The organism is Micrococcus sp. 63XJN7_6_ISO-PGPR-S23-444 (assembly GCF_058072765.1).
In genome coordinates, this window is sequence record NZ_CM176516.1 from 963,716 (window position 1) to 982,779 (window position 19,064).

The 19,064-nt window shown below is 72.9% G+C and carries 15 protein-coding genes, 3 tRNA genes and 1 pseudogene; 12 read left to right on the plus strand and 7 right to left on the minus strand.

The window, feature by feature from the left end:
• Positions 1–30: 30 nt before the first annotated feature.
• Positions 31–1,704: a polyprenol phosphomannose-dependent alpha 1,6 mannosyltransferase MptB gene (gene mptB / locus AC3RJ9_RS04485; protein WP_223247532.1), complete on the plus strand. Its 1,674-nt coding sequence runs from the start codon at positions 31–33 to the stop codon at positions 1,702–1,704.
• Positions 1,701–3,086, plus strand: a complete 1,386-nt coding sequence (locus AC3RJ9_RS04490; RefSeq protein ID WP_036316843.1) for a glycosyltransferase family 87 protein — start codon at positions 1,701–1,703, stop codon at positions 3,084–3,086. Before mptB ends, AC3RJ9_RS04490 begins: the two co-directional genes overlap by 4 nt.
• Before the next feature lie 36 nt (positions 3,087–3,122).
• On the opposite strand, the gene AC3RJ9_RS04495 is transcribed toward AC3RJ9_RS04490, so the two are convergent.
• Positions 3,123–4,568, minus strand: coding sequence for a DUF2079 domain-containing protein (locus tag AC3RJ9_RS04495; RefSeq protein ID WP_489727718.1), 1,446 nt, complete (start codon positions 4,566–4,568; stop codon positions 3,123–3,125).
• Between the two features lie 115 nt (positions 4,569–4,683).
• Positions 4,684–4,757, minus strand: a tRNA-Arg gene (locus AC3RJ9_RS04500).
• A 198-nt stretch (positions 4,758–4,955) separates the two neighbouring features.
• On the opposite strand from AC3RJ9_RS04500, the gene AC3RJ9_RS04505 reads away from it, so the two are divergent.
• Complete coding sequence (locus tag AC3RJ9_RS04505) at positions 4,956–5,507, plus strand: single-stranded DNA-binding protein (RefSeq protein ID WP_036381125.1); 552 nt, start codon at positions 4,956–4,958, stop codon at positions 5,505–5,507.
• A gap of 98 nt (positions 5,508–5,605) precedes the next feature.
• A complete protein-coding gene (gene ettA, locus AC3RJ9_RS04510) occupies positions 5,606–7,288 on the plus strand; it encodes an energy-dependent translational throttle protein EttA (protein ID WP_489727719.1) in 1,683 nt (560 codons plus the stop codon).
• 84 nt (positions 7,289–7,372) lie between these two features.
• On the opposite strand, the gene AC3RJ9_RS04515 is transcribed toward ettA, so the two are convergent.
• Complete coding sequence (locus tag AC3RJ9_RS04515; protein WP_063190230.1) at positions 7,373–8,392, minus strand: acyl-CoA thioesterase; 1,020 nt, start codon at positions 8,390–8,392, stop codon at positions 7,373–7,375.
• 77 nt (positions 8,393–8,469) lie between these two features.
• Between AC3RJ9_RS04515 and AC3RJ9_RS04520 the strand changes: the two genes are divergently transcribed.
• The gene (locus AC3RJ9_RS04520) at positions 8,470–9,180 is read left to right on the plus strand and encodes a DUF8185 domain-containing protein (RefSeq protein ID WP_063190231.1); all 711 of its coding nucleotides are present in this window, start codon (positions 8,470–8,472) and stop codon (positions 9,178–9,180) included.
• Positions 9,181–9,217: 37 nt separating this feature from the next.
• On the opposite strand, the gene AC3RJ9_RS04525 is transcribed toward AC3RJ9_RS04520, so the two are convergent.
• From AC3RJ9_RS04525 to pepN, 3 genes and pseudogenes are all read right to left on the minus strand, one after another.
• Complete coding sequence (locus tag AC3RJ9_RS04525; RefSeq protein WP_206481505.1) at positions 9,218–9,691, minus strand: globin; 474 nt, start codon at positions 9,689–9,691, stop codon at positions 9,218–9,220.
• 168 nt (positions 9,692–9,859) lie between these two features.
• A pseudogene (locus tag AC3RJ9_RS04530) lies at positions 9,860–10,291 on the minus strand (OsmC family protein); the annotation flags it as partial.
• 90 nt (positions 10,292–10,381) lie between these two features.
• Positions 10,382–13,003, minus strand: coding sequence for an aminopeptidase N (pepN, locus tag AC3RJ9_RS04535; protein WP_241246571.1), 2,622 nt, complete (start codon positions 13,001–13,003; stop codon positions 10,382–10,384).
• A gap of 194 nt (positions 13,004–13,197) precedes the next feature.
• Here pepN and AC3RJ9_RS04540 point away from each other — a divergent pair, with 194 nt between their 5' ends.
• Both AC3RJ9_RS04540 and AC3RJ9_RS04545 read left to right on the plus strand, forming a co-directional pair.
• Positions 13,198–13,671: a ribose-5-phosphate isomerase gene (locus AC3RJ9_RS04540; RefSeq protein ID WP_044659097.1), complete on the plus strand. Its 474-nt coding sequence runs from the start codon at positions 13,198–13,200 to the stop codon at positions 13,669–13,671.
• Positions 13,672–14,583 carry an Fpg/Nei family DNA glycosylase gene (locus AC3RJ9_RS04545; protein WP_041104798.1) on the plus strand — a complete coding sequence of 304 codons (912 nt, stop codon included), beginning with the start codon at positions 13,672–13,674 and terminating at the stop codon, positions 14,581–14,583.
• Positions 14,584–14,705: 122 nt separating this feature from the next.
• Here the strand turns inward: AC3RJ9_RS04545 and AC3RJ9_RS04550 are convergent.
• Positions 14,706–14,776 (minus strand) — tRNA-Gly (locus AC3RJ9_RS04550).
• A 76-nt stretch (positions 14,777–14,852) separates the two neighbouring features.
• Between AC3RJ9_RS04550 and AC3RJ9_RS04555 the strand changes: the two genes are divergently transcribed.
• The 5 genes from AC3RJ9_RS04555 to AC3RJ9_RS04575 all read left to right on the plus strand — a co-directional run bounded on the left by AC3RJ9_RS04555 (position 14,853) and on the right by AC3RJ9_RS04575 (position 18,989).
• Positions 14,853–15,746 carry an SDR family oxidoreductase gene (locus AC3RJ9_RS04555; RefSeq protein ID WP_123243909.1) on the plus strand — a complete coding sequence of 298 codons (894 nt, stop codon included), beginning with the start codon at positions 14,853–14,855 and terminating at the stop codon, positions 15,744–15,746.
• A gap of 83 nt (positions 15,747–15,829) precedes the next feature.
• Positions 15,830–15,903, plus strand: a tRNA-Pro gene (locus tag AC3RJ9_RS04560).
• Between the two features lie 42 nt (positions 15,904–15,945).
• Complete coding sequence (tig, locus tag AC3RJ9_RS04565) at positions 15,946–17,400, plus strand: trigger factor (RefSeq protein WP_041104794.1); 1,455 nt, start codon at positions 15,946–15,948, stop codon at positions 17,398–17,400.
• 267 nt (positions 17,401–17,667) lie between these two features.
• A complete protein-coding gene (locus AC3RJ9_RS04570) occupies positions 17,668–18,282 on the plus strand; it encodes a ClpP family protease (RefSeq protein ID WP_169577765.1) in 615 nt (204 codons plus the stop codon).
• 41 nt (positions 18,283–18,323) lie between these two features.
• Complete coding sequence (locus tag AC3RJ9_RS04575) at positions 18,324–18,989, plus strand: ATP-dependent Clp protease proteolytic subunit (protein ID WP_041104792.1); 666 nt, start codon at positions 18,324–18,326, stop codon at positions 18,987–18,989.
• Positions 18,990–19,064 lie beyond the last annotated feature (75 nt).

Sequence of the window (19,064 nt, forward strand, 5' to 3'; positions counted from 1 at the left end):
ACCGGCGCCCGAGGGCCCCGTCCGAGCCGCGTGGCGGCGCAGCCCGAGCCGGAGGCGGCCGTCCGCCGGGGCACGTGGGCGTCCGTGCTCATCACGGTGGGCTCCTGGGGCGTGGGGTGGCTGCCGATGACGCCCGACTCGGTGTTCTCCGGCACCACCCTGCTCAACCCGCTGCGGGTCTACCTTCCCGGCGTGCTGCTCAGCACCGTGCTGCTGGCCGCCGGCTCGCTGCTCCTCGTCCGATCCTGGCTCGAGCTGGGGCGCGCGCTGCGGGGCCGCTGGGAGGAGCACGGCCGCCTGGTGGCCCGGGCCGCCTGGTGGTGGTCCGCCCCGCTGATGCTCGCGCTGCCGATCTTCTCCCGCGATGTGTTCTCCTACCTCCAGCAGGGCCGGCTCCTCGCGTCGGGTCTCGACCCGTATTCCCAGGGCGTGTCCGCCCTGCCCGGCTGGTTCATGCAGGGAGCGGACTCCATCTGGGCCGAGTCCCCGTCCCCCTACGGGCCGCTGTTCCTGCTGTTCGCCGAGACGACGTGGCGGGCCACGGGCGGCAACATCGAGCTCTCCGTCACGGCGTTCCGGCTCCTGGCGCTCGCGGGCCTGGCGCTGTGCCTGTGGGCGGTGCCGCGGCTGGCCGCCGTCGCGGGCCGATGCGGGGTGTGGGCCACGTGGGTGGCCGTGGCGAACCCACTGTTCCTGCTCTACATGATCGCCGGCGCCCACAACGACGCGCTGATGTCGGGGCTGATGCTCGCGGGCATCCTGCTCATGGTCCGCCCGCCCCGCCGCCGCGTGCATGCGCTGTGGGGGATCGTGCTGATCGCCCTGTCCGTTGCGATCAAGCCCCTGACAGCTTTGGTGCTGCCCTTCGTGGCCCTGCTCCTGCCCACCGGCTGGGCCCGGTTCCGCGCGGCCGATCCGCGCCTGCGCCGGCGGGACCGGCTCGGCCCGTGGTTCACGACGGCGGTGATCTCCCTGGCCGTCCTCACGATCCTCGGCGCCGGCTCCGGCCTCTGGTTCGGCTGGGTCCCGGCCATGCTCACGAGCGGGGACGCGGCGTTCCCGTATGCCCCCGTGGGCCTGCTCGGCCTGCTGCTCGGCGCGGTCGTCGAAGCCGTGACGCCCCTGGGGGCGCGCGACGTGGCCGCGGCCTTCTACACCGCGATGACGGTGTCGGCCCTCGGCTTCACGGCCTGGCTGGCCCTGCGCCGCCGGCCCCTGGACCCGGTGTTCAGCGCGGCGGCCGTGCTCGTGGTGGCCGTCGCCACCGCCCCGATCGTCCAGCCGTGGTACCTGCTCTGGGTCCTGCCGCTGCTGGCGTGCGCCCTCCGCCCGCTGCCGTGGGGCGCCGACCATCCCCGCTGGCTCGGGTGGGTCACCGCGCTCGCGGTCCTGTTGCTCACCGGCGTCGGCGTGGTGGACCAGCTCTCCGTGGCGCAGTGGCTGCCGGTCCTGGCCGTCCGCGTGTTCACCCTGGTCCTGATGCTCGCGGGGATCGGATGGATCATCCACCGCGATCCCGTCACCGCGCCCCTGTTCCCCGGGCGGCGGCGTCCTCCCCTGGAGGTGGTCGAGCCGCGGGCCGCGGCGGCGTCGCCGACGCCTCCGGAGGCGGGCGTGCCGCCGGACGCGCCGCCCGACGGGCCGCCGTCGACCGCCGCGCACCCCGCCTCCTCGTCCACCCGCATCCCCCAGGAGAGACCGTGACCTCCCACCCCCGCAGTCCCGCCCCGTCCCGTCCGAGCGGCCGCTGGGTCGGCCTGCTCGTCGGCCTGACCGTGGTGGCCGCCGCCGTCGGCGTGCTGACCAAGCAGTGGTGCCGCGTGAACGGCTGGGCGGCCCCCGGCGTGCACGCGCACATGTGCTATTCGGACTTCGCCCAGCTGTTCCCCACGCGGGGCCTCTCGGACGGCCACTTCCCCTTCTACACGCCGCTGCCGCCCGAGCAGTGGATGGAGTACCCGGCGTTGCTGGCCGTGGTCGCGGGTGTGACCATGTGGCTCGTGCCCGCCTCCGGCGACCTGCACGAGCGCACCGTGACCTACTTCGACGTGAACGCGATCGGCGTGGTGCTGTGCTGGATCGTGCTGGTCGTCGCGACCGCGTACACCGCGCGCGGTCGCTCCCGGGACGCCCTGCTCGTGGCCCTGGCCCCGGGGATCATCCTGACCTCGATGCTCAACTGGGACCTGTGGGCCGTGATGCTGGCCGCCCTGGCCCTGTGGGCGTGGACGGCGGGCCGTCCGACCCTCGCCGGCCTGCTCATCGGGCTCGGCACCGCCACGAAGCTCTACCCGCTGTTCTTCTTCGGCGCGATCTTCGTGCTGGCGCTGCGCACGGGCCGCTGGGCCGGGTTCGTGAAGGCGGCCCTGGCCGGGGCCGCGGCCTGGCTCGCGGTGAACCTCCCGTTCATGCTGACGGCGTTCGACCAGTGGTCGCGCTTCTACACGTTCTCGGGGGACCGCGCGGTCTCCTTCTCCTCGACCTGGCTGGCGCTGGCCTGGACAGGATGGTCCGGGGAGACGTTCACGACGCTTCAGAACGGCCTGTTCCTGGTGTGCTGCGTGGGGATCGCCTACCTCGCCCTCGCGGCGCGGCACCGTCCGCGCATGGCCCAGCTGTGCTTCCTGATCGTGGCGTCCTTCATCCTGTGGGGGAAGGTGTACTCGCCGCAGTTCGTGATGTGGCTGATCCCGCTCGTGGTCCTCGCGACGCCGCGGTGGCGCGCGTTCTGGATCTGGCAGGCCGTGGAGGTCTACCACTGGGGCGGGGTGTGGATGGAGTCGGCGCGCATCACCTCCGACGGGGCGTTCGCCGGCGGCGCCTGGTGGATCACCGCCTGGTATGCCTCGGGGATCGTGGCGCACATCGTCGCCCTCGTGTGGCTCATGACCACGGTGGTCAAGGACATCCTGGACCCCGTCCGCGACCCGGTGCGCCGCACCGCACTCGACCAGGGGGCCCCCGAGATCGCCCCGGGGGTGGCCGAGGACCCGCACGCCGGCGTCTTCACCGGTGCCCGTGACCGACTGCTCCTGCCCCCGGCCGGACTCGGCCTGCAGCCACTCGGCGAGTCCGCGGGCCGCTGACGGCGGAGCGGGTCCGCCGGCGCCGTGGGGTTCCGCTCAGCGGTGCTCGAGGTACGTCGTGCAGGTGGGCGAGACCGCGCGGTCCGGGTGGTGCAGGACGACGACGTCGCCCGCGGACCAGACCCGCTCGAAGCCGAGCCGCTCGGCGCGGGCCAGCGCCTGCTCCGGGGTGAGGGGGTCCCAGCCGCCGAGCTCGGGCACCGAGGTGTCCACGATCATCCACGTGGCCAGCTCGTCGCCGATGTCCCCGTGCAGCCCGACGTGGGTGCGGGCCGTCAGGTGCGGCACGGCGTTGTCGGCGGCCTCGACGCACACCCCGTCCGGGATCAGCCCGACCGCGTGGTCGAGGTCGCGGGCGTGCTGCGTCATCGTCATGTCGCCGGCGATCGTGCGGTGCAGCGGGTACACCTGCGGGAAGAACGCGGTGCCGATCAGACCGGCGGCCAGTGCCGCGGAGACGAGGACGGCGGGCAGCCGGCGCAGCGTGTCCCGGCGTCCGGCCAGCCGGTGGGCCGCCTCGAGCGCGGCCATGAGCAGCAGCGGGGCGAGGATCGCGTCGTACTGGTACACGGGGGCCCACACGTTGAGGCGGTCGTTGAACAGCCGCGAGAGCAGGATCGGCAGGGCCATCAGCGTGAGCGGGCTCAGGACCGGCAGGAACAGCAGCGGGACGAAGTGCAGGAGCCAGAGGGCCACCTTCAGCGGGTGGTCGAACAGCACCGCGACGGCGTTCCACGGCTGGGTCAGCAGGAACAGGACCGAACTGCGCATGTCCGGGCCCAGGGCGGTGAACTGCCAGTAGCCGAACGCGCCGGTGGGGGAGTAGTGGGGGATCACCACGGACGTGGCGAACCAGTAGCCGAGCACGCCCAGCACGGCGGTGACCGCGGCCTGCGGCCAGAAGCGACGGATCGCCATCACCAGGGCCACGGCCAGCAGGGTCACGCCCATGTCCTCTCGGACCGTGAGCAGCAGCGCCGCCAGGCCGGTGGCGAGCCACGCCCGCTGCCCGTCCAGGGCCCACACGAGCCAGGCGAGGATCGGCACGCCGAGGGTGACCTCGTGGAAGTCCCAGTTCACCATCGCCTGGAAGGGCCAGGAGAGCAGCAGGGCGGCGACGGCGGCCAGGGCCACCCCGTGTCCCGCGCGACGACGGGCGAACAGGTACACCGGCACGGCGGACGCGGCGAGGGCCAGCGCCATGACCACGCCGAGCATGCGGGGGTCCGGCCATACCCAGTAGAAGGGCGCCAGCAGCGCGAGGATCGGGTGGAAGTGGTCGCCGAGGATGTGGAAGTCCACGCCCTTGACGGAGCTGAGGGGGGCGTTGAACAGCGCGTACTGCCGCACCACCTGGTCGAAGATGCCCAGGTCGTAGCCCTTGGCCTCGTAGGTGGCGTACCGGAGGAAGGAGTGCGTCACGTACAGGGCCGCGGCCGTGACGAGCAGGGCGGCCAGCTGGACGCCCTCGCGACGGGTCACACGGACCTCGGGGACGGCGGGTCGCGGGGCGCGGAGCCAGGAGCGCAGACGGTCCAGGACGGTCTCCTTCGGGCGGTCGTCGGGCGTGCTCGGACGGCTCCGCCCCTGGTCTGGGTGCCCCAGGAGGGATTCGAACCCCCGACCGGCGGATTAGAAGGCCGCTGCTCTGTCCAGCTGAGCTACTGGGGCTGGGCCGTGTCAGTCTAACGGCCGCCGGCCGCGGCGCCGTCGGCTCCTGCACAGTCGCCCGGGGACCTCCGCGCGTCCCCAGACCGGCCCCGATCCTGCCGGGGTGCCCCGCGGTGGGGTTGTCTGGCCATGGCGGATCAGCCGATGCGCCGACGACTCGCCCCGGCGCCCACCGGGGCCCAGCCCAGGAGGCACACCATGCAGGACCTCATCACCGTGCGCGGCTTCGTGGCCACGGACCCCGCCACCCGCCACACCGCATCGGGGGCCGCCGTGACCGGCTTCCGCCTGGCCACCACCGAGCGGCGCTTCGACCGCGAGACCGCCGAGTGGGTGGACGCCCACACCAACTGGTACAGCATCTCGGCGTTCGGCCAGCTCGGCTCGAACACCGCCCAGTCCGTGAAGAAGGGCAACCCCGTGATCGTCACCGGTCGACTCCGGGTCCGCGACTGGTCCTCGGGCGAGCGCTCCGGCACGTCCGTGGACGTGGTGGCGGACGCCGTCGGGCTGGACCTGGGCTTCGGCTCGGCGGCGTTCCAGCGCAGCCAGCGCGCGGCCGTGCCGCGCCCCGAGTCGGCCCCGCGCGACGACGACGCGTCGGGCGGGCGGGCCGGCGCGGTCGGCGACGGGTTCAGCGCGGGCCTGCCGGACGGGTTCCAGGGTGGCGACGCCCCGGCCTCGCCCGGCCCGGACGAGTCGGACGCGGGCGCCCCCGGGCGCGAGCCGGCGGCGGCCGGCGTCGCCTGACCACGGGGCGGCACGGAGCACGGAGGGGGAGCGGGCTCGGTGGTCGCGGGATCGGCACGATGAGTGGAATCCCGCGGCCACCGACTAGCCTGGGCCGCATGGCGGAATTCATCTACACGATGGTCAAGGCCCGCAAGAAGGTGGGCGACAAACTGATCCTGGACGACGTCACCATGTCGTTCTACCCCGGGGCGAAGATCGGCATGGTCGGCCCCAACGGCGCCGGCAAGTCGACGATCCTGAAGATCATGGCCGGGCTGGACGAGCCCTCGAACGGCGAGGCGCGGCTCTCTCCCGGCTACTCGGTGGGCATCCTGATGCAGGAGCCCAAGCTGGACGAGTCCAAGACGGTGCTCGAGAACGTCCAGGAGGGCGTCGGCGAGATCTACGGCAAGATCCAGCGCTACAACCAGATCTCCGAGGAGATGGCGAACCCGGACGCGGACTTCGACGCCCTCATGGGGGAGATGGGCGAGCTGCAGTCCGCCATCGACGCCGCGGACGCGTGGGACATCGACTCCCAGCTCGAGCAGGCGATGGACGCCCTGCGCACGCCCCCGGGGGACGAGCCGGTCACGAACCTCTCCGGCGGCGAGAAGCGGCGCGTCGCACTGTGCAAGCTGCTGCTGGAGAAGCCCGACCTGCTCCTGCTCGACGAGCCCACCAACCACCTGGACGCCGAGTCCGTGCTGTGGCTCGAGCAGCACCTGGCCTCCTACCCGGGCGCCGTCATCGCCGTCACCCACGACCGGTACTTCCTCGACCACGTCGCGGAGTGGATCGCGGAGGTCGACCGCGGCCGCCTCTACCCGTACGAGGGCAACTACTCCACCTACCTGGAGACCAAGCGTGCCCGCCTCGAGGTGCAGGGCAAGAAGGACGCCAAGCTCGCCAAGCGCCTGGCCGAGGAGCTCGACTGGGTCCGCTCCAACACGAAGGGCCGTCAGGCGAAGTCCAAGGCCCGCCTGGCCCGCTACGAGGAGATGGCGGCCGAGGCCGAGAAGACCCGCAAGCTGGACTTCGAGGAGATCCAGATCCCGCCGGGCCCGCGGCTGGGCACCGTCGTGATCGAGGCCAAGGACCTGAAGAAGGGCTTCGGGGACCGCGTCCTCATCGACGGCCTGTCCTTCTCCCTGCCCCGCAACGGCATCGTCGGCGTGATCGGCCCGAACGGCGTCGGCAAGACCACCCTGTTCAAGACCATCGTCGGCCTCGAGCCCCTGGACGGCGGTGAGCTGAAGATCGGCGAGACCGTGAAGATCTCGTACGTGGACCAGTCTCGCTCCAACATCGACCCCGAGAAGTCGCTGTGGGAGGTCGTCTCGGACGGCCTGGACTACATCAAGGTCGGCAACGTCGAGATGCCCTCGCGCGCCTACGTGTCCGCGTTCGGCTTCAAGGGCCCGGACCAGCAGAAGAAGGCCGGCGTGCTCTCCGGCGGTGAGCGCAACCGCCTGAACCTGGCCCTGACCCTCAAGGAGGGCGGCAACCTGCTGCTCCTCGACGAGCCCACCAACGACCTCGACGTGGAGACCCTGACCTCCCTCGAGAACGCGCTGCTCGAGTTCCCGGGCTGCGCGGTGGTCGTCTCCCACGACCGCTGGTTCCTGGACCGCGTGGCCACCCACATGCTGGCCTACGAGGGCACCGCGGAGGACCCGGCCAACTGGTACTGGTACGAGGGCAACTTCGAGTCCTACGAGGCCAACAAGGTCGATCGGCTCGGCCCCGAGGCCGCCCGCCCGCACCGCGTGACGCATCGCAAGCTCACGCGCGACTGAACCGACGCGCCCCCGGGCGCCGCGCCGACGACGGCCCGCCGCGATCACGCGATCGCGACGGGCCGTCGTCGTGCCGGGGCGGGGTCAGCGCCGCCAGCTGCGGCGCAGCACCGTCCGCATGGCCATGCGCTGGGCCGCGCCACGAACCCGCGCCCGCCGGGCGGCGGCCCCCTCGGGCAGGCGGACCATGCCCTCCTGGGCGACCGTGGCCACGAGCGTCCCGTCCTCGGTGAACACGGCGCCCGTGCCGAGGCCGCGCGCGCCCTGGGCGCTGGGGGAGTCTTGGACGTAGAGCAGCCACTGGTCGACGCGGGCGGGCCGGTGGAACCACATCGCGTGGTCGAGGGAGGCCGCGGACATGCCGGGCTGGATCCAGGCCACGCCGTGCTGCCGCAGGATCGGCTCGAGGAGCGTGTAGTCCGAGGCGTAGGTGAGCGCCGCCAGGTGCAGCGCGGGGTCGTCCGCCAGGGGCGTGAAGGTCTTCATCCACACCATGTTGCGGTTCTCGGTCTCCGCGGCCGGGTCCACATAGATGGCCGGGGTGACGTGGCGGATGTCGAACGGTCGGGACCAGGCCCACTCCTGGGCCACGGGGTGGTTGATGCCGCCCAGCACGTCCGCCGTCGTGGGCAGGTCCTCGGGCCGGGGCACTCCCTCCGGCATGGCCACCTGGTGGTCCAGCGCGCTGCCGGCGGGCTCCTGGAAGGAGCAGGTCAGGGCGAGGATGGCCTTCTCGTTCTGGGAGGCCAGCACCCGGCGGACGGAGAAGGAGCGGCCGTCCCGCAGCGTCTCGACGGTGAACGTGATGGGCTGCAGCGCGTCCCCGGGGCGGATGAAGTAGCCGTGGAGCGAGTGGGCGGGGCGGGCGGCCGGCACCGTGCGGGAGGCGGCCGCCAGAGCCTGGGCGAGCACCTGGCCGCCGAACACCCGGCCGTGCGTCTGGCGGGGGGTCGTGCCCGTGAAGCGGACCTGACCCGTCACCGGGTCCGGCGCGGCCGGCGTCAGCTCCAGGATCCCGCGCAGCACGTCGGTGGGGTCCTTCGGGGCCGAGGCCGGGCGGGCCGGTGCGCGACCGGGGCGGGGACGGGGATGGCGCTGCGGCACGAACGGCTCCTTCGACGTGGATGGACCCCGCGACGGCGGGGCGGCCCGGGACGCGACGGACCTGGGACAATGCTTGCATGACCGAGCACTCCGCCGCCGCACCAGTCCTCCGCTTCGTCGACGACCGCGCTGTGCGGGACCTCGAGCAGCTGGCCACCCGCGCCCGTCGCGTCGCCGACACGGGGATGCGCCTGCACGTCGTGCCTGAGGCAGGGCGCTCCCGCACCCCGATGCTCGCCCAGTGGGTCTCCGTGCTGCAGCCGGCCGGGCTCGGAGACGGGGTGCCCGTCGTCCTGGGGCTGCGCACCGTGCCCCTGGCGACCGCCGACGGCGTGGCGGACCTGGACGCCGTCGTCGCCCTGGGCTCCGTCACCGAGCGCACCGCCCGGATGCGCGGCCAGGACCCCGTCGACCTGGCGTTCGCCGTGCCGCCGGGCCGCGAGCACGTCACCTGGACCGCGCTGACCCCGCCCCGCGGCGGCTGGACGCCCGTGGCCGAGGTCGCCGATGAGGAGTTGACCGAGGTGGCCACACGCGGCGCCGACGCCGTGTGGGACGCCCTGCCCGAGAACCCGGGGGAGGCGCTGGTCCGCAAGATCCGGGCGCAGATGTGGGGACCCCTGCTCGGGGGCGACGCTCTGCAGTTCCCGGCCGGCATGGCCTTCGGCGCGCACGCGCTGGGCTTCCTGCGGCCCGGCGGCCGCGCCCGGCTCAGCACGGCGGGGCCGTGGACGCGCCTGGACACCCCCGGCGGCTTCGTGCTGGGCCGCCCCGCCATGGCGGTGTGAGCCCGCGCCCCATGTCGGGGCGCGGACCGCGGGCCGGTCAGGCCGAGTTCTGCAGGGAGTGGGCGGCCCGCTCCAGGTAGTCCCAGAGTTCGGCCTCGTGCAGCGGTGACAGCTCCAGCGTGTCGACGGCGGCGCGCATGTGCCGCAGCCACGCGTTGCGCGCGGCCGGGTCGATCCGGTACGGGGCGTGGCGCATGCGCAGGCGGGGGTGGCCGCGCTCCTCGGAGTACGTCCGCGGTCCGCCCCAGTACTGCTCCAGGAACATGAGCAGCCGGCGCTGGGCGCCCTCGAAGTCGTCCTGCGGATACATCGGGGCGAGGATCTCGTCCTCGCGCACGCGGGCGTAGAACTCGGCGGTCAGCCGGTCGAAGGTCGGGCGGCCGCCGACGGCGTCGTAGAAGCTGGCGGCCTGACCGGGCGCGGCCGGGGTCCCCGGGGTCGCACCGGCGGGGCCCGCCGCGGCGTCGCGGGCGCGCACCTGCTCCACCGGGGCGGGTGTGCCCTCCTGCATCACCGGCTCGACCTCGGTGGGCCGCTCCGCCAGGCCCGTCACACGGGACGGGCCCTTGGCGACGCGCGGCCGCAGCACCGCCAGGGGGGCGCCCAGGCGCGCGGAGTGGTCCGGCAGCGTCGGCGCGCCGGTGGGCAGGGCCTCGGGGCGGACCGGCTCGACGGCGACCGGGGCCGAGAGCGAGTTCGCGATGAAGCACAGCCGGTGCGCCTCGGCGTGGAGGGCCTCGGCCCGCTCCCGGTCGGCCTCGTCCTGCAGCGTGACCTCGGGCCGCAGCGTGATCGCGGTGAACCGCCCGGCGCCGTCGCCGTCCACCTCGAGCTCACCCTCGACCCCGCACGTCATCCCCGTGACCACGACCCCGGAGGTCGACGCGACATGGAGGTACGAGAGCACGTGACACTCGGCGAGCGCGCCGAGCAGGAGGGTCTCCGGGTTCCACTTCGAGTCGTCGCCGCGGAAGGGGCGGGCGGCCGAGGCCTGGATCTCGCCGACGGCGGCGTCCTGGATCACCACGGAGCGGTCATAGTCGCGGACGCCGGAGGTGCCCGAGCCGCGGTCGCCCGTCCACTCGGTGCGCAGGGAGAAGGTGTGCTTCATGGGTTCCAGCCTAGCCAGCCCGCGCCTCGACAGCGGCGGGGGCGGTGCTGGAGGGCACCTTCGTGGAATGCCCACCAGCCCCCGCCCGGTTCAGGCCCCGGCGTGGACCTGATGCACGTGCGCCGTCGCGTGCTCGCGCGCGGCCAGGGCGCGGACCGTCTCGTCCCGACCCTCGGCGAGGACGCGGGACAGCCCCGCGCGGGTGTCGGCCAGCCGCTCGGACAGGGCGGTGGCGCGGTCGGCGATCTCCGGGGTGACCTGGGCGGTCGGGTAGCCCAGCGTCGCGGCGGTCTCGGCCATCTCGTGGGAACGGGAGTCCCACATCGCCTCGACGCCCTCGAAGTAGGCGTCTGCGAAGGGCGCGATCAGCGCGGCGTCGTGGGCCCGGGCGAACCCGATCAGGGCCTGGCGCTGCTCCGTGTTGGACAGCTCGCCGGCCATCACCCGGTCCCAGGCCGCGCGCTTGGCCTCGGCCGTCGGCACGGCGGCCCGGGCCTGGATCGCGGCGAGCGCGCCCGTGGCGGTCGCGTCGGCGCGCTCGGCCTCGGCGATCTCGGCCTCCCCGGCGCGGCCGGCCGCCACCAGCGCGGTGAGCAGCTCCCAGCGCAGGTCCGTGGTGAGGTCCAGCCCGGGCACGGTGCAGGTGCCGTCGACGAGGGCGGCCAGGCGGTCCAGCTGCGCCGTGGTGCGGGCGTGCAGGGCGAACGCCTTGACGAACTGCAGCTGGTTGTCCGAGCCGTCCTCGGCCTCCGCGACGAGGCCCCACAGACGGTCGGCCGCCGCGACCCGCACGGCCTCGGCCTGGTCCTCGGGCAGGTACAGGCCGATCGCCGTCGCGAGCTGGCGCAGCAGCGTCTGCACCACGGACGAGTCCCGCTCGTGGCCGACGTTGGCGAGGACGAGGTCGACGAACCAGGCGGCGGAGGCCTCGCCGTCGCGCACGGTGTCCCAGGCCGCCCCCCACAGCAGCGTGCGCGCCAGCGAGCCGTCCACGTCCTTCAGGCGGGTGGACGCGGCCTCCCACGAGGCGTCGTCGAGGCGCAGCTTGGCGTAGGCCAGGTCGTCGTCGTTGGGCAGGATCACGGCGGGACGACGGCGGCCGACGGCCTCGGCGACCTCGGTCACCTCACCGGCCACGTCGAGTTCGAAGCGCTCGGTGCGGGTCAGGCGGCCGGTGGCCTCGTCCACGTCGTAGAAGCCCACAGCCAGGCGGTGGGGGCGGAGCACGTCGTCGCCGGGCGCCGACGGCGAGCCGTCCGGGGCGCTCTGGCGCAGGCGCAGCGCGGTGATGGTGCCGGCCTCATCCGTCTCCACCTCCGTGCGCAGCGTGTTCACGCCCGAGGTCTCGAGCCACACGCGGGTCCACTCGGACAGGTCGCGGCCGGAAGCCGCCTCGAGCTCGGACATGAGGTCCGGCAGCTCGGTGTTGCCCCACGCGTGCTGGGCGATGTACGCGCGGACGCCGGCCATGAAGTTCTCCTGGCCCACCCAGGCCACGAGCTGGCGCAGCACGGAGGCGCCCTTGGCGTAGGTGATGCCGTCGAAGTTGACGAGCACATCGTCGAGGTCGCGGATCCGGGCCTTGATGGGGTGCGTGGACGAGAGCTGATCCTGGCGGTAGGCCCAGTTCTTCTCCATGGAAGAGAAGGTGGTCCAGGCGCTGGTGTACTGCGTGTTCTCGGCGGCGGCGAGCGTGGACATGAACTCGGCGAAGGACTCGTTGAGCCACAGGTCGTTCCACCAGCGCATGGTCACGAGATCGCCGAACCACATGTGGGCCAGCTCGTGGAGGATGGTGATGGCGCGGCGCTCGATCAGCGCCTCCGGCACGGTCCCGCGGAAGACGTACGACTCGAGGAAGGTCACACAGCCGGCGTTCTCCATCGCGCCGGCGTTGAACTCGGGCACGAACAGCTGGTCGTACTTCTCGAACGGGTAGGCGTGGCCGTACTGGGCCTCGAAGAACTCGAAGCCCTGGCGGGTGAGCTCGAAGACGTTCTCCGCGTCCAGGTGCTCCACCAGTGACGCGCGGCAGTAGACGCCGAGGGGGATCGTGCGGCCGTCGGCGCTGGTCAGCTCCGAATGCACGGAGGCGTACGGGCCGGCGACGAGCGCGGTGATGTAGGAGGAGATGCGCGGGGTGGGGGTGAACTCCCAGACCGCGGCGTCCACGCCCTGCAGGTTCTCCTCGTTCGCCACGACGCCGAGGGTGCGGCGGGAGTCCTCCGGCTGGTTGGACACCACAGCCCAGTGTGCCGGCGCGGTCACGGTGAAGCGGAACGCGGCCTTGAGGTCGGGCTGCTCGAACACCGCGAACATGCGGCGGGAATCGGGCACCTCGAACTGGGTGTAGAGATAGACCTCCTGGTCCACGGGGTCCACGAACCGGTGCAGGCCCTCGCCGGTGTTGCTGTAGTCCCCGAGCCCGTCGACCACGAGGGTGTTCTGCGCCGCCAGCGGGCCGATCCGCAGTCGGGCGCCGTCGAAGTCCGCCACGTCCAGCGCCTCGCCGTTGAGGGTCACCGCGGGGGCCTGCCCGGCCACGAAGTCGATCCACGTGTGGGTGCCCACCGCGTCCTGCGCGGCCGCGAACGTCACGGTGGTGGCCGTGTGGAAGTGCTCCGCTCCACGGGTGAGGTCCAGGCTCACCTCGTACGCGTCCACGGTGAGGGCGGCCGCGCGCGCGGCGGCCTCTTCGCGGGTGATGTTCATGGCGGCGGCGGTGGTCACGGTCGGACTCCTCCTGGGGTCGGGCGGATGCGGCACGGCCGGGACCTGTGATGGGGGCCACGGCACGGTGCTCCCCAGTGTGCCACCTGGCCCGGACGTCGTCGTCGGCCTCTGGATGCCCCGCCCCTCACTAGACTGGCGGGGACCCCGAGCCACCGCCCCTAAGGAGTCTGCGCATGCGCGTCCACATCGCCACCGACCACGCCGGCATGGAGCTGTCCGCCCACCTGGTGGAGCACCTCACCGCCGCTGGCTACGAGATGGTGGACCACGGACCCACCGAGTACGACGCGCAGGACGACTACCCGGGCTTCTGCATCAACGCCGCCCGCGCCGTCGTCGCCGACCGCGAGCAGGGACTGGACTCGCTCGGCATCGTGCTGGGCGGCTCCGGCAACGGCGAGCAGATCGCCGCCAACAAGGTGGCCGGCGTCCGAGCCGCCCTGGCCTGGAACCTGGACACGGCGCGGCTGGCCCGCGCGCACAACGACGCGAACGTCGTGGCCGTCGGCGGTCGACAGCACTCGCTCGAGGAGGCCACCGAGCTCATCGAGGCGTTCCTGGCCGAACCGTTCTCCCAGGACGAGCGCCACGTGCGCCGCATCGGGAAGATCGCGCACTACGAGACCACCGGAGAGGTGCTGATGTGAGTGCCTGAGGGCCACTCCGTCCACCGTCTCGCGCGCCAGTTCACCGACGTCTTCGGCGGCCGCCGGATCCGCGCCACGAGTCCGCAGGGCCGCTTCGCCGAGGGGGCCGCCCTGCTCGACGGCCAGGTCCTGAAGCGCGCCCGGGCCCACGGCAAGCACTTCTTCGCCGACGTCTCCGGCGGCCACGTGCTCCACGTCCACCTGGGCATGTACGGGGCGTGGACCTTCGGCGGGGATCAGGACTTCGCGGCCGCGTCCTCGATCGGCGCACCCCGCCGGATCGGCGAGCGGGAGGTCCACGACGACGGCGCCCCGGCCGCCGAGCCCGCTCGCGACGCCGACGGCTGGGTCCAGCCCCCGCCGCCGGCCGCCACGGTCCGGCTGCGACTGCGCGCCGAGCACGGCTGGGCCGACCTGATCGGCGCGAGCCGGTGCCGCGCGCTCACTCCGGCCGAGGCTGCCGACGTCGTCGCCGGCCTGGGCCCGGATCCGCTGAGCGACGACGATCCCGCGCCGTTCTACGACCTCGCCCGGCGGACACGGCGGCCGATCGGCGTCGTGCTGATGGACCAGGCGGCCGTCAGCGGGATCGGCAACATCTTCCGGGCCGAGGCGCTGTTCCGCGCCGGCATCGACCCGTGGCGGCCGGCCCGGGAGGTCTCCGCGTCGGACCTGGCATTCCTCTGGGCGGACAACGCCGCGCTCATGCGGGAGGGCGTGCGGCTCGGGCGGATCGTCACCACGCGGCCCGAGCACCGGCCGGGGATCCCTGCCGAATCGGCCTGGCCCGAGCACGCGAACTACGTGTACCAGCGGCAGGGCCTGGCCTGCCTCGTGTGCGGGCGCGAGACGATCGTGGTGGAGGAGATGGCGGCCCGGAAGCTCTACCGGTGCCTCACCTGTCAGAGCTGAGGGGCCTGTAGCAGGCCCGACCGGGCACAGCGGTCAAGGCACCGGCGCGGACGACGACGCACCCGAGAAAGCCATGAGCCGGGCCATCGTGTGCACACGATGACCCGGCTCATGAGGTCCGGAGGGGATGACGGGAATCGAACCCGCGTAGCCAGTTTGGAAGACTGGGGCTCTACCATTGAGCTACATCCCCGCGGGGCCGCGCTCGGCGCGGACCAGCGGCTGACACCGTATCACGGCGGGCCCGCGTCGGCCGTGGGGGAAGAGGCATGATGCACGGCTCCCGTCCCGCCCTCCGCAGGGCCGCGTCCGCCCTCGCCGGCCGTCGTCCCCTGTCCCTGCGCGGCGCCACCGTCCTCGTGACGGGCGGCGCGTCCGGCATCGGTCGACTGATCGCCCTGGGGGCCGCCCGCCGCGGCGCGGGCCGCGTCGTCGTCTGGGACCTCGACCTGCAGGGGGCTGAGGCCGTCGCCGCCGAGATCCGGTCTCAGGGCGCGGACGCCCAGGCCGAGCGCGTGGACGTGACGGACGCGGCCGCCGTCGAGGCCGCCGCCGCCCGCGCCGGAGAGGTGGACGTCGCCGTGAACAACGCGGGCGTCGTGACGGGCGTGCGCCTCGAGGACGCCACGGAGGAGGGCATCCGCCGCACCTTCGAGGTGAACGCACTCGCGCCGTACTGGCTGACCCGGGCGGTCCTGCCCGGAATGCGGGCCCGGGACCGCGGGGCCGTGGTCACGGTGGCCTCGGCCGCGGGGTTGGTCGGCGTCGCGCGCCAGACGGACTATTCCGCCACCAAGCACGCCGCGGTCGGCTTCGCCGAGTCCCTCGCCGCGGAGCTGCGCAAGGACGGCAGCCGCGTCACCTCCCTCGCCGTCTGCCCCTTCTACATCGACACCGGGATGTTCGCGGGCGTGCGCAGCCGGGTGCCCTGGCTGCTGCCCGTGCTGGATCCGCGCCACGTGGCGCAGGAGGTGCTGGACGCCGTCGAGGCCGGCCGCACCCGCCTGCTGCTGCCGCGCGCCGTCGGTCTGATCGCGCCCCTGCGCGCCCTGCCGGCGCCCGTCTTCGACCTCGCGATGGACGTCCTCGGGGTCAACGCCACGATGGACGGCTTCACGGGCCGGCGGTCGCGGCTTTTCGCGGGGCGCGAGACGGCGCGCTAGGATTCCACAGTCTGCCCTCGGGCAGTCCCTCGGGTGCCCGGCGAGCCTCCACCGCGTGAGCCCGCCGGCGTCGGGGACGACGGCGGGGTGTAGCTCAGCTTGGTAGAGCGCGCGCTTTGGGAGCGTGAGGCCGCAGGTTCAAATCCTGTCACCCCGACTCGACGTCAAGACCATCCACCACCACCAACAGGAGTCATCCGTGGTCAAGTCCACCGCAGAGAACCTCAGCCCGACCCGCGTCAAGCTGACCGTCGAGGTGCCGTTCGAGGAGGTGAAGCCCGCCCTGGACAAGGCGTTCAAGGACATCGCCAACCAGGTGCAGATCCCGGGCTTCCGCAAGGGCAAGATCCCGGCACGTCTGATCGAGCAGCGCTTCGGCCGCGAGATCGTCGTGGACCAGGCCGTCAACGAGGGCCTGAACACCTGGTTCTCCGCCGCCATCGCCGAGGCCGAGCTCACCCCGATCTCCCGCCCCGAGGTCGACGTGACCGCCACCCCGGACGCGGAGAACGCCGAGGGCCCGGTGGCCTTCACCGCCGAGTTCGACGTGCGCCCGACCATCGAGCTGCCCGACTACAAGGGCCTCAAGGTGACGGTGGAGCCCGCCCAGGCCACCGAGGAGGACGAGCAGAAGGCCCTCGACGCCCTGCGCTCGCGCTTCGGCTCCCTCAAGGATGTGGACCGCCCGGCCGCCCAGGACGACTTCGTCACGATGAACCTGACCGCCACGGTCGACGGCGAGCAGGTCGACCAGGCCGAGGGCCTGTCCTACCAGGTGGGCGCCGGCACCATGCTCGAGGGCATTGACGAGGCCCTCGACGGCCTGTCCGCCGGCGAGGACGCCACCTTCGAGACCACGCTCAACGGCGGCGAGCACGACGGCGAGACCGCCGTGGTCAAGCTGGAGCTGACGGCCGTCAAGGAGCGCGAGCTGCCCGAGGCCGACGACGAGTTCGCCCAGCTGGCCTCCGAGTTCGACACCATCGCCGAGCTCAAGGAGGACCTGAAGAAGCAGGCCGCCGAGGAGGCCGTGAACCGCCAGGGCGTCGAGGCCCGCGACAAGGTCCTCGAGGAGCTGGCCAAGCTCGTCGAGGTCCCGGTGCCGGACGGCGTCATCGCCGAGCAGGTCGAGCAGCACTTCTCCGCCGGCGGCCACACCGCGGGCGACGACCACGACACCGCCGAGCACCGTGCCGAGCTCGAGCAGAACACCCGCGAGGCGTTCGCCAACGAGGTCATCCTGGACGAGGTCGCCGAGGCCGAGGAGGTCACGGTCGACCAGGGTGAGCTGATCGAGTACATCATCGCCACCTCCTCCGAGTACGGCATGGACCCGAACCAGTTCGCCATGATGCTCGACCAGGGCGGGCAGATCCCGATGATCATGGGCGAGGTCCGCCGCCGCAAGGCCCTGGCCAAGGTCCTCGAGTACGCCGAGGTCACCGACACCGACGGCAAGGCCGTGGACCTGACGGCGTTCGTGACCCCGGGCGGCCAGGAGGCCCTCGACGCTGAGGCCGAGGGCGCCGAGGCCGAGGGCGCCGACGAGGCGGAGGAGAAGCCCGCCGAGAAGGCCCCGGCCAAGAAGAAGTCGACGGCCAAGAAGGCCCCGGCCGAGCAGGCCGACGACGCCGAGGCGGCCGAGCAGGCCTGATCCCGGCCGGTGGGGACGCACCCCCGCCGAGCCACGACGACGGCGCCCCCGCCCACGCCGGTGGGGGCGCCGTCGTCGTCCCGGGGCCCCGGTGGGCGGCCCCGGGCGGGGTCCGCGACAACCTGCGCCAACAGCGAAACGCCGACGGCGTCCCGCGCGCTGGCCCGGACGCCCGGCTAGTGTCGGACTCGATCAGGGACCCGTCCGTCCGCGCGAGCGGCCGCCGTTCGGGAGGCCCGTGGACATCTCGACAGGAAGGCGGAAGTGATGACCGACATCACCCCCAGCATGCGTTCGGTGGACCCGGCGCAGCGCGAGGATTTCCTCTACACCCAGCTGCTGAAGTCGCGCATCGTCTGGCTGGGCGAGGACGTCCGTGACGACAACGCCAACGCGATCTGCTCCCAGCTGCTCCTGCTCTCGGCCGAGGACCCGGAGAAGGACATCTACCTGTACATCAACTCCCCGGGCGGCTCCGTCACCGCGGGCATGGCGATCTACGACACGATGCAGTACATCCCCAACGACGTCGTGACGGTGGCCACCGGCCTCGCCGCGTCCATGGGCCAGTTCCTGCTCGCCTCCGGCACCAAGGGCAAGCGCTACGCCACCCCCCACGCCCGCGTGCTGATGCACCAGCCCTCCGGCGGCATCGGCGGCACCGAGTCGGACATCCGCATCCAGGCCCAGCTGATCCTGCACATGAAGCAGGTGATGGCGGAGCTGACCGCCGAGCAGACCGGCCAGTCCGTGGAGACCATCCTCGAGGACAACGCGCGTGACAAGTGGTTCACCGCGCAGGAGGCCCTCGAGTACGGCTTCATCGACCACATCGCCGACCGTGCCGCGTCCGTGACCGGCGGCGGCGGCGTCCGGGGCTGAGCCCGGCCCGGACCGTCCCGACCCTCTCCAGGAGACCAAGAATGACCCAGTTCCCCGCCGGGCTCCCCACCGGGATGCCCTCCCTGCCCACGCCGGACGCGCGCTACATCCTCCCGCAGTTCGAGGAGCGCACCCCCTACGGCTTCAAGCGTCAGGACCCCTACGCCAAGCTCTTCGAGGACCGCATCGTCTTCCTCGGCGCGCAGGTGGACGACGCGTCGGCCGACGACGTGATGGCCCAGCTGCTCGTGCTCGAGGCGATGGACTCCGAACGTGACATCACCCTGTACATCAACTCGCCGGGCGGCTCGTTCACGGCCATGACGGCGATCTACGACACCATGCAGTTCATCCGCCCCGAGGTGCAGACCGTGTGCCTGGGCCAGGCCGCCTCCGCCGCGGCCGTGCTGCTGGCCGCGGGCGCCCCCGGCAAGCGTCTGGCGCTGCCCAACGCGCGCGTGCTGATCCACCAGCCGGCGATGCAGGGCGACCGCGGCACCGCCACGGACCTGCAGATCCACGCCCAGGAGATCAACCGGATGCGCGTGTGGATGGAGGAGACGCTGGCCTCCCTCACCAACCGCACGCCCGAGGAGGTCTCGCAGGACATCGACCGGGACAAGTTCCTCTCGGCCGAGCAGGCCCTCGAGTACGGCCTCGTGGACGAGGTCCTCGCCTCCCGCAAGATCACCCGCCCGTCTGCCTGACCGACGACGCCCGCCGAGGGGTCCGGCCGCGCGGCCGGGCCCCTCGGCGCCGACCGGGGACCCGGTCCCTTAACG

Excerpts from the sequence above, each read along its gene's own strand:
- AC3RJ9_RS04505 (WP_036381125.1), top strand. The coding sequence starts at position 4,956 with ATGCAGGACCTCATCACCGTGCGCGGCTTCGTGGCCACGGACCCCGCC.
- ettA (WP_489727719.1), top strand. The coding sequence starts at position 5,606 with ATGGCGGAATTCATCTACACGATGGTCAAGGCCCGCAAGAAGGTGGGC.
- AC3RJ9_RS04520 (WP_063190231.1), top strand. The coding sequence starts at position 8,470 with ATGACCGAGCACTCCGCCGCCGCACCAGTCCTCCGCTTCGTCGACGAC.
- AC3RJ9_RS04525 (WP_206481505.1), bottom strand. The coding sequence starts at position 9,691 with ATGCAGGAGGGCACACCCGCCCCGGTGGAGCAGGTGCGCGCCCGCGAC.
- pepN (WP_241246571.1), bottom strand. The coding sequence starts at position 13,003 with ATGAACATCACCCGCGAAGAGGCCGCCGCGCGCGCGGCCGCCCTCACC.
- AC3RJ9_RS04540 (WP_044659097.1), top strand. The coding sequence starts at position 13,198 with ATGCGCGTCCACATCGCCACCGACCACGCCGGCATGGAGCTGTCCGCC.
- AC3RJ9_RS04555 (WP_123243909.1), top strand. The coding sequence starts at position 14,853 with ATGATGCACGGCTCCCGTCCCGCCCTCCGCAGGGCCGCGTCCGCCCTC.
- AC3RJ9_RS04570 (WP_169577765.1), top strand. The coding sequence starts at position 17,668 with ATGACCGACATCACCCCCAGCATGCGTTCGGTGGACCCGGCGCAGCGC.
- AC3RJ9_RS04575 (WP_041104792.1), top strand. The coding sequence starts at position 18,324 with ATGACCCAGTTCCCCGCCGGGCTCCCCACCGGGATGCCCTCCCTGCCC.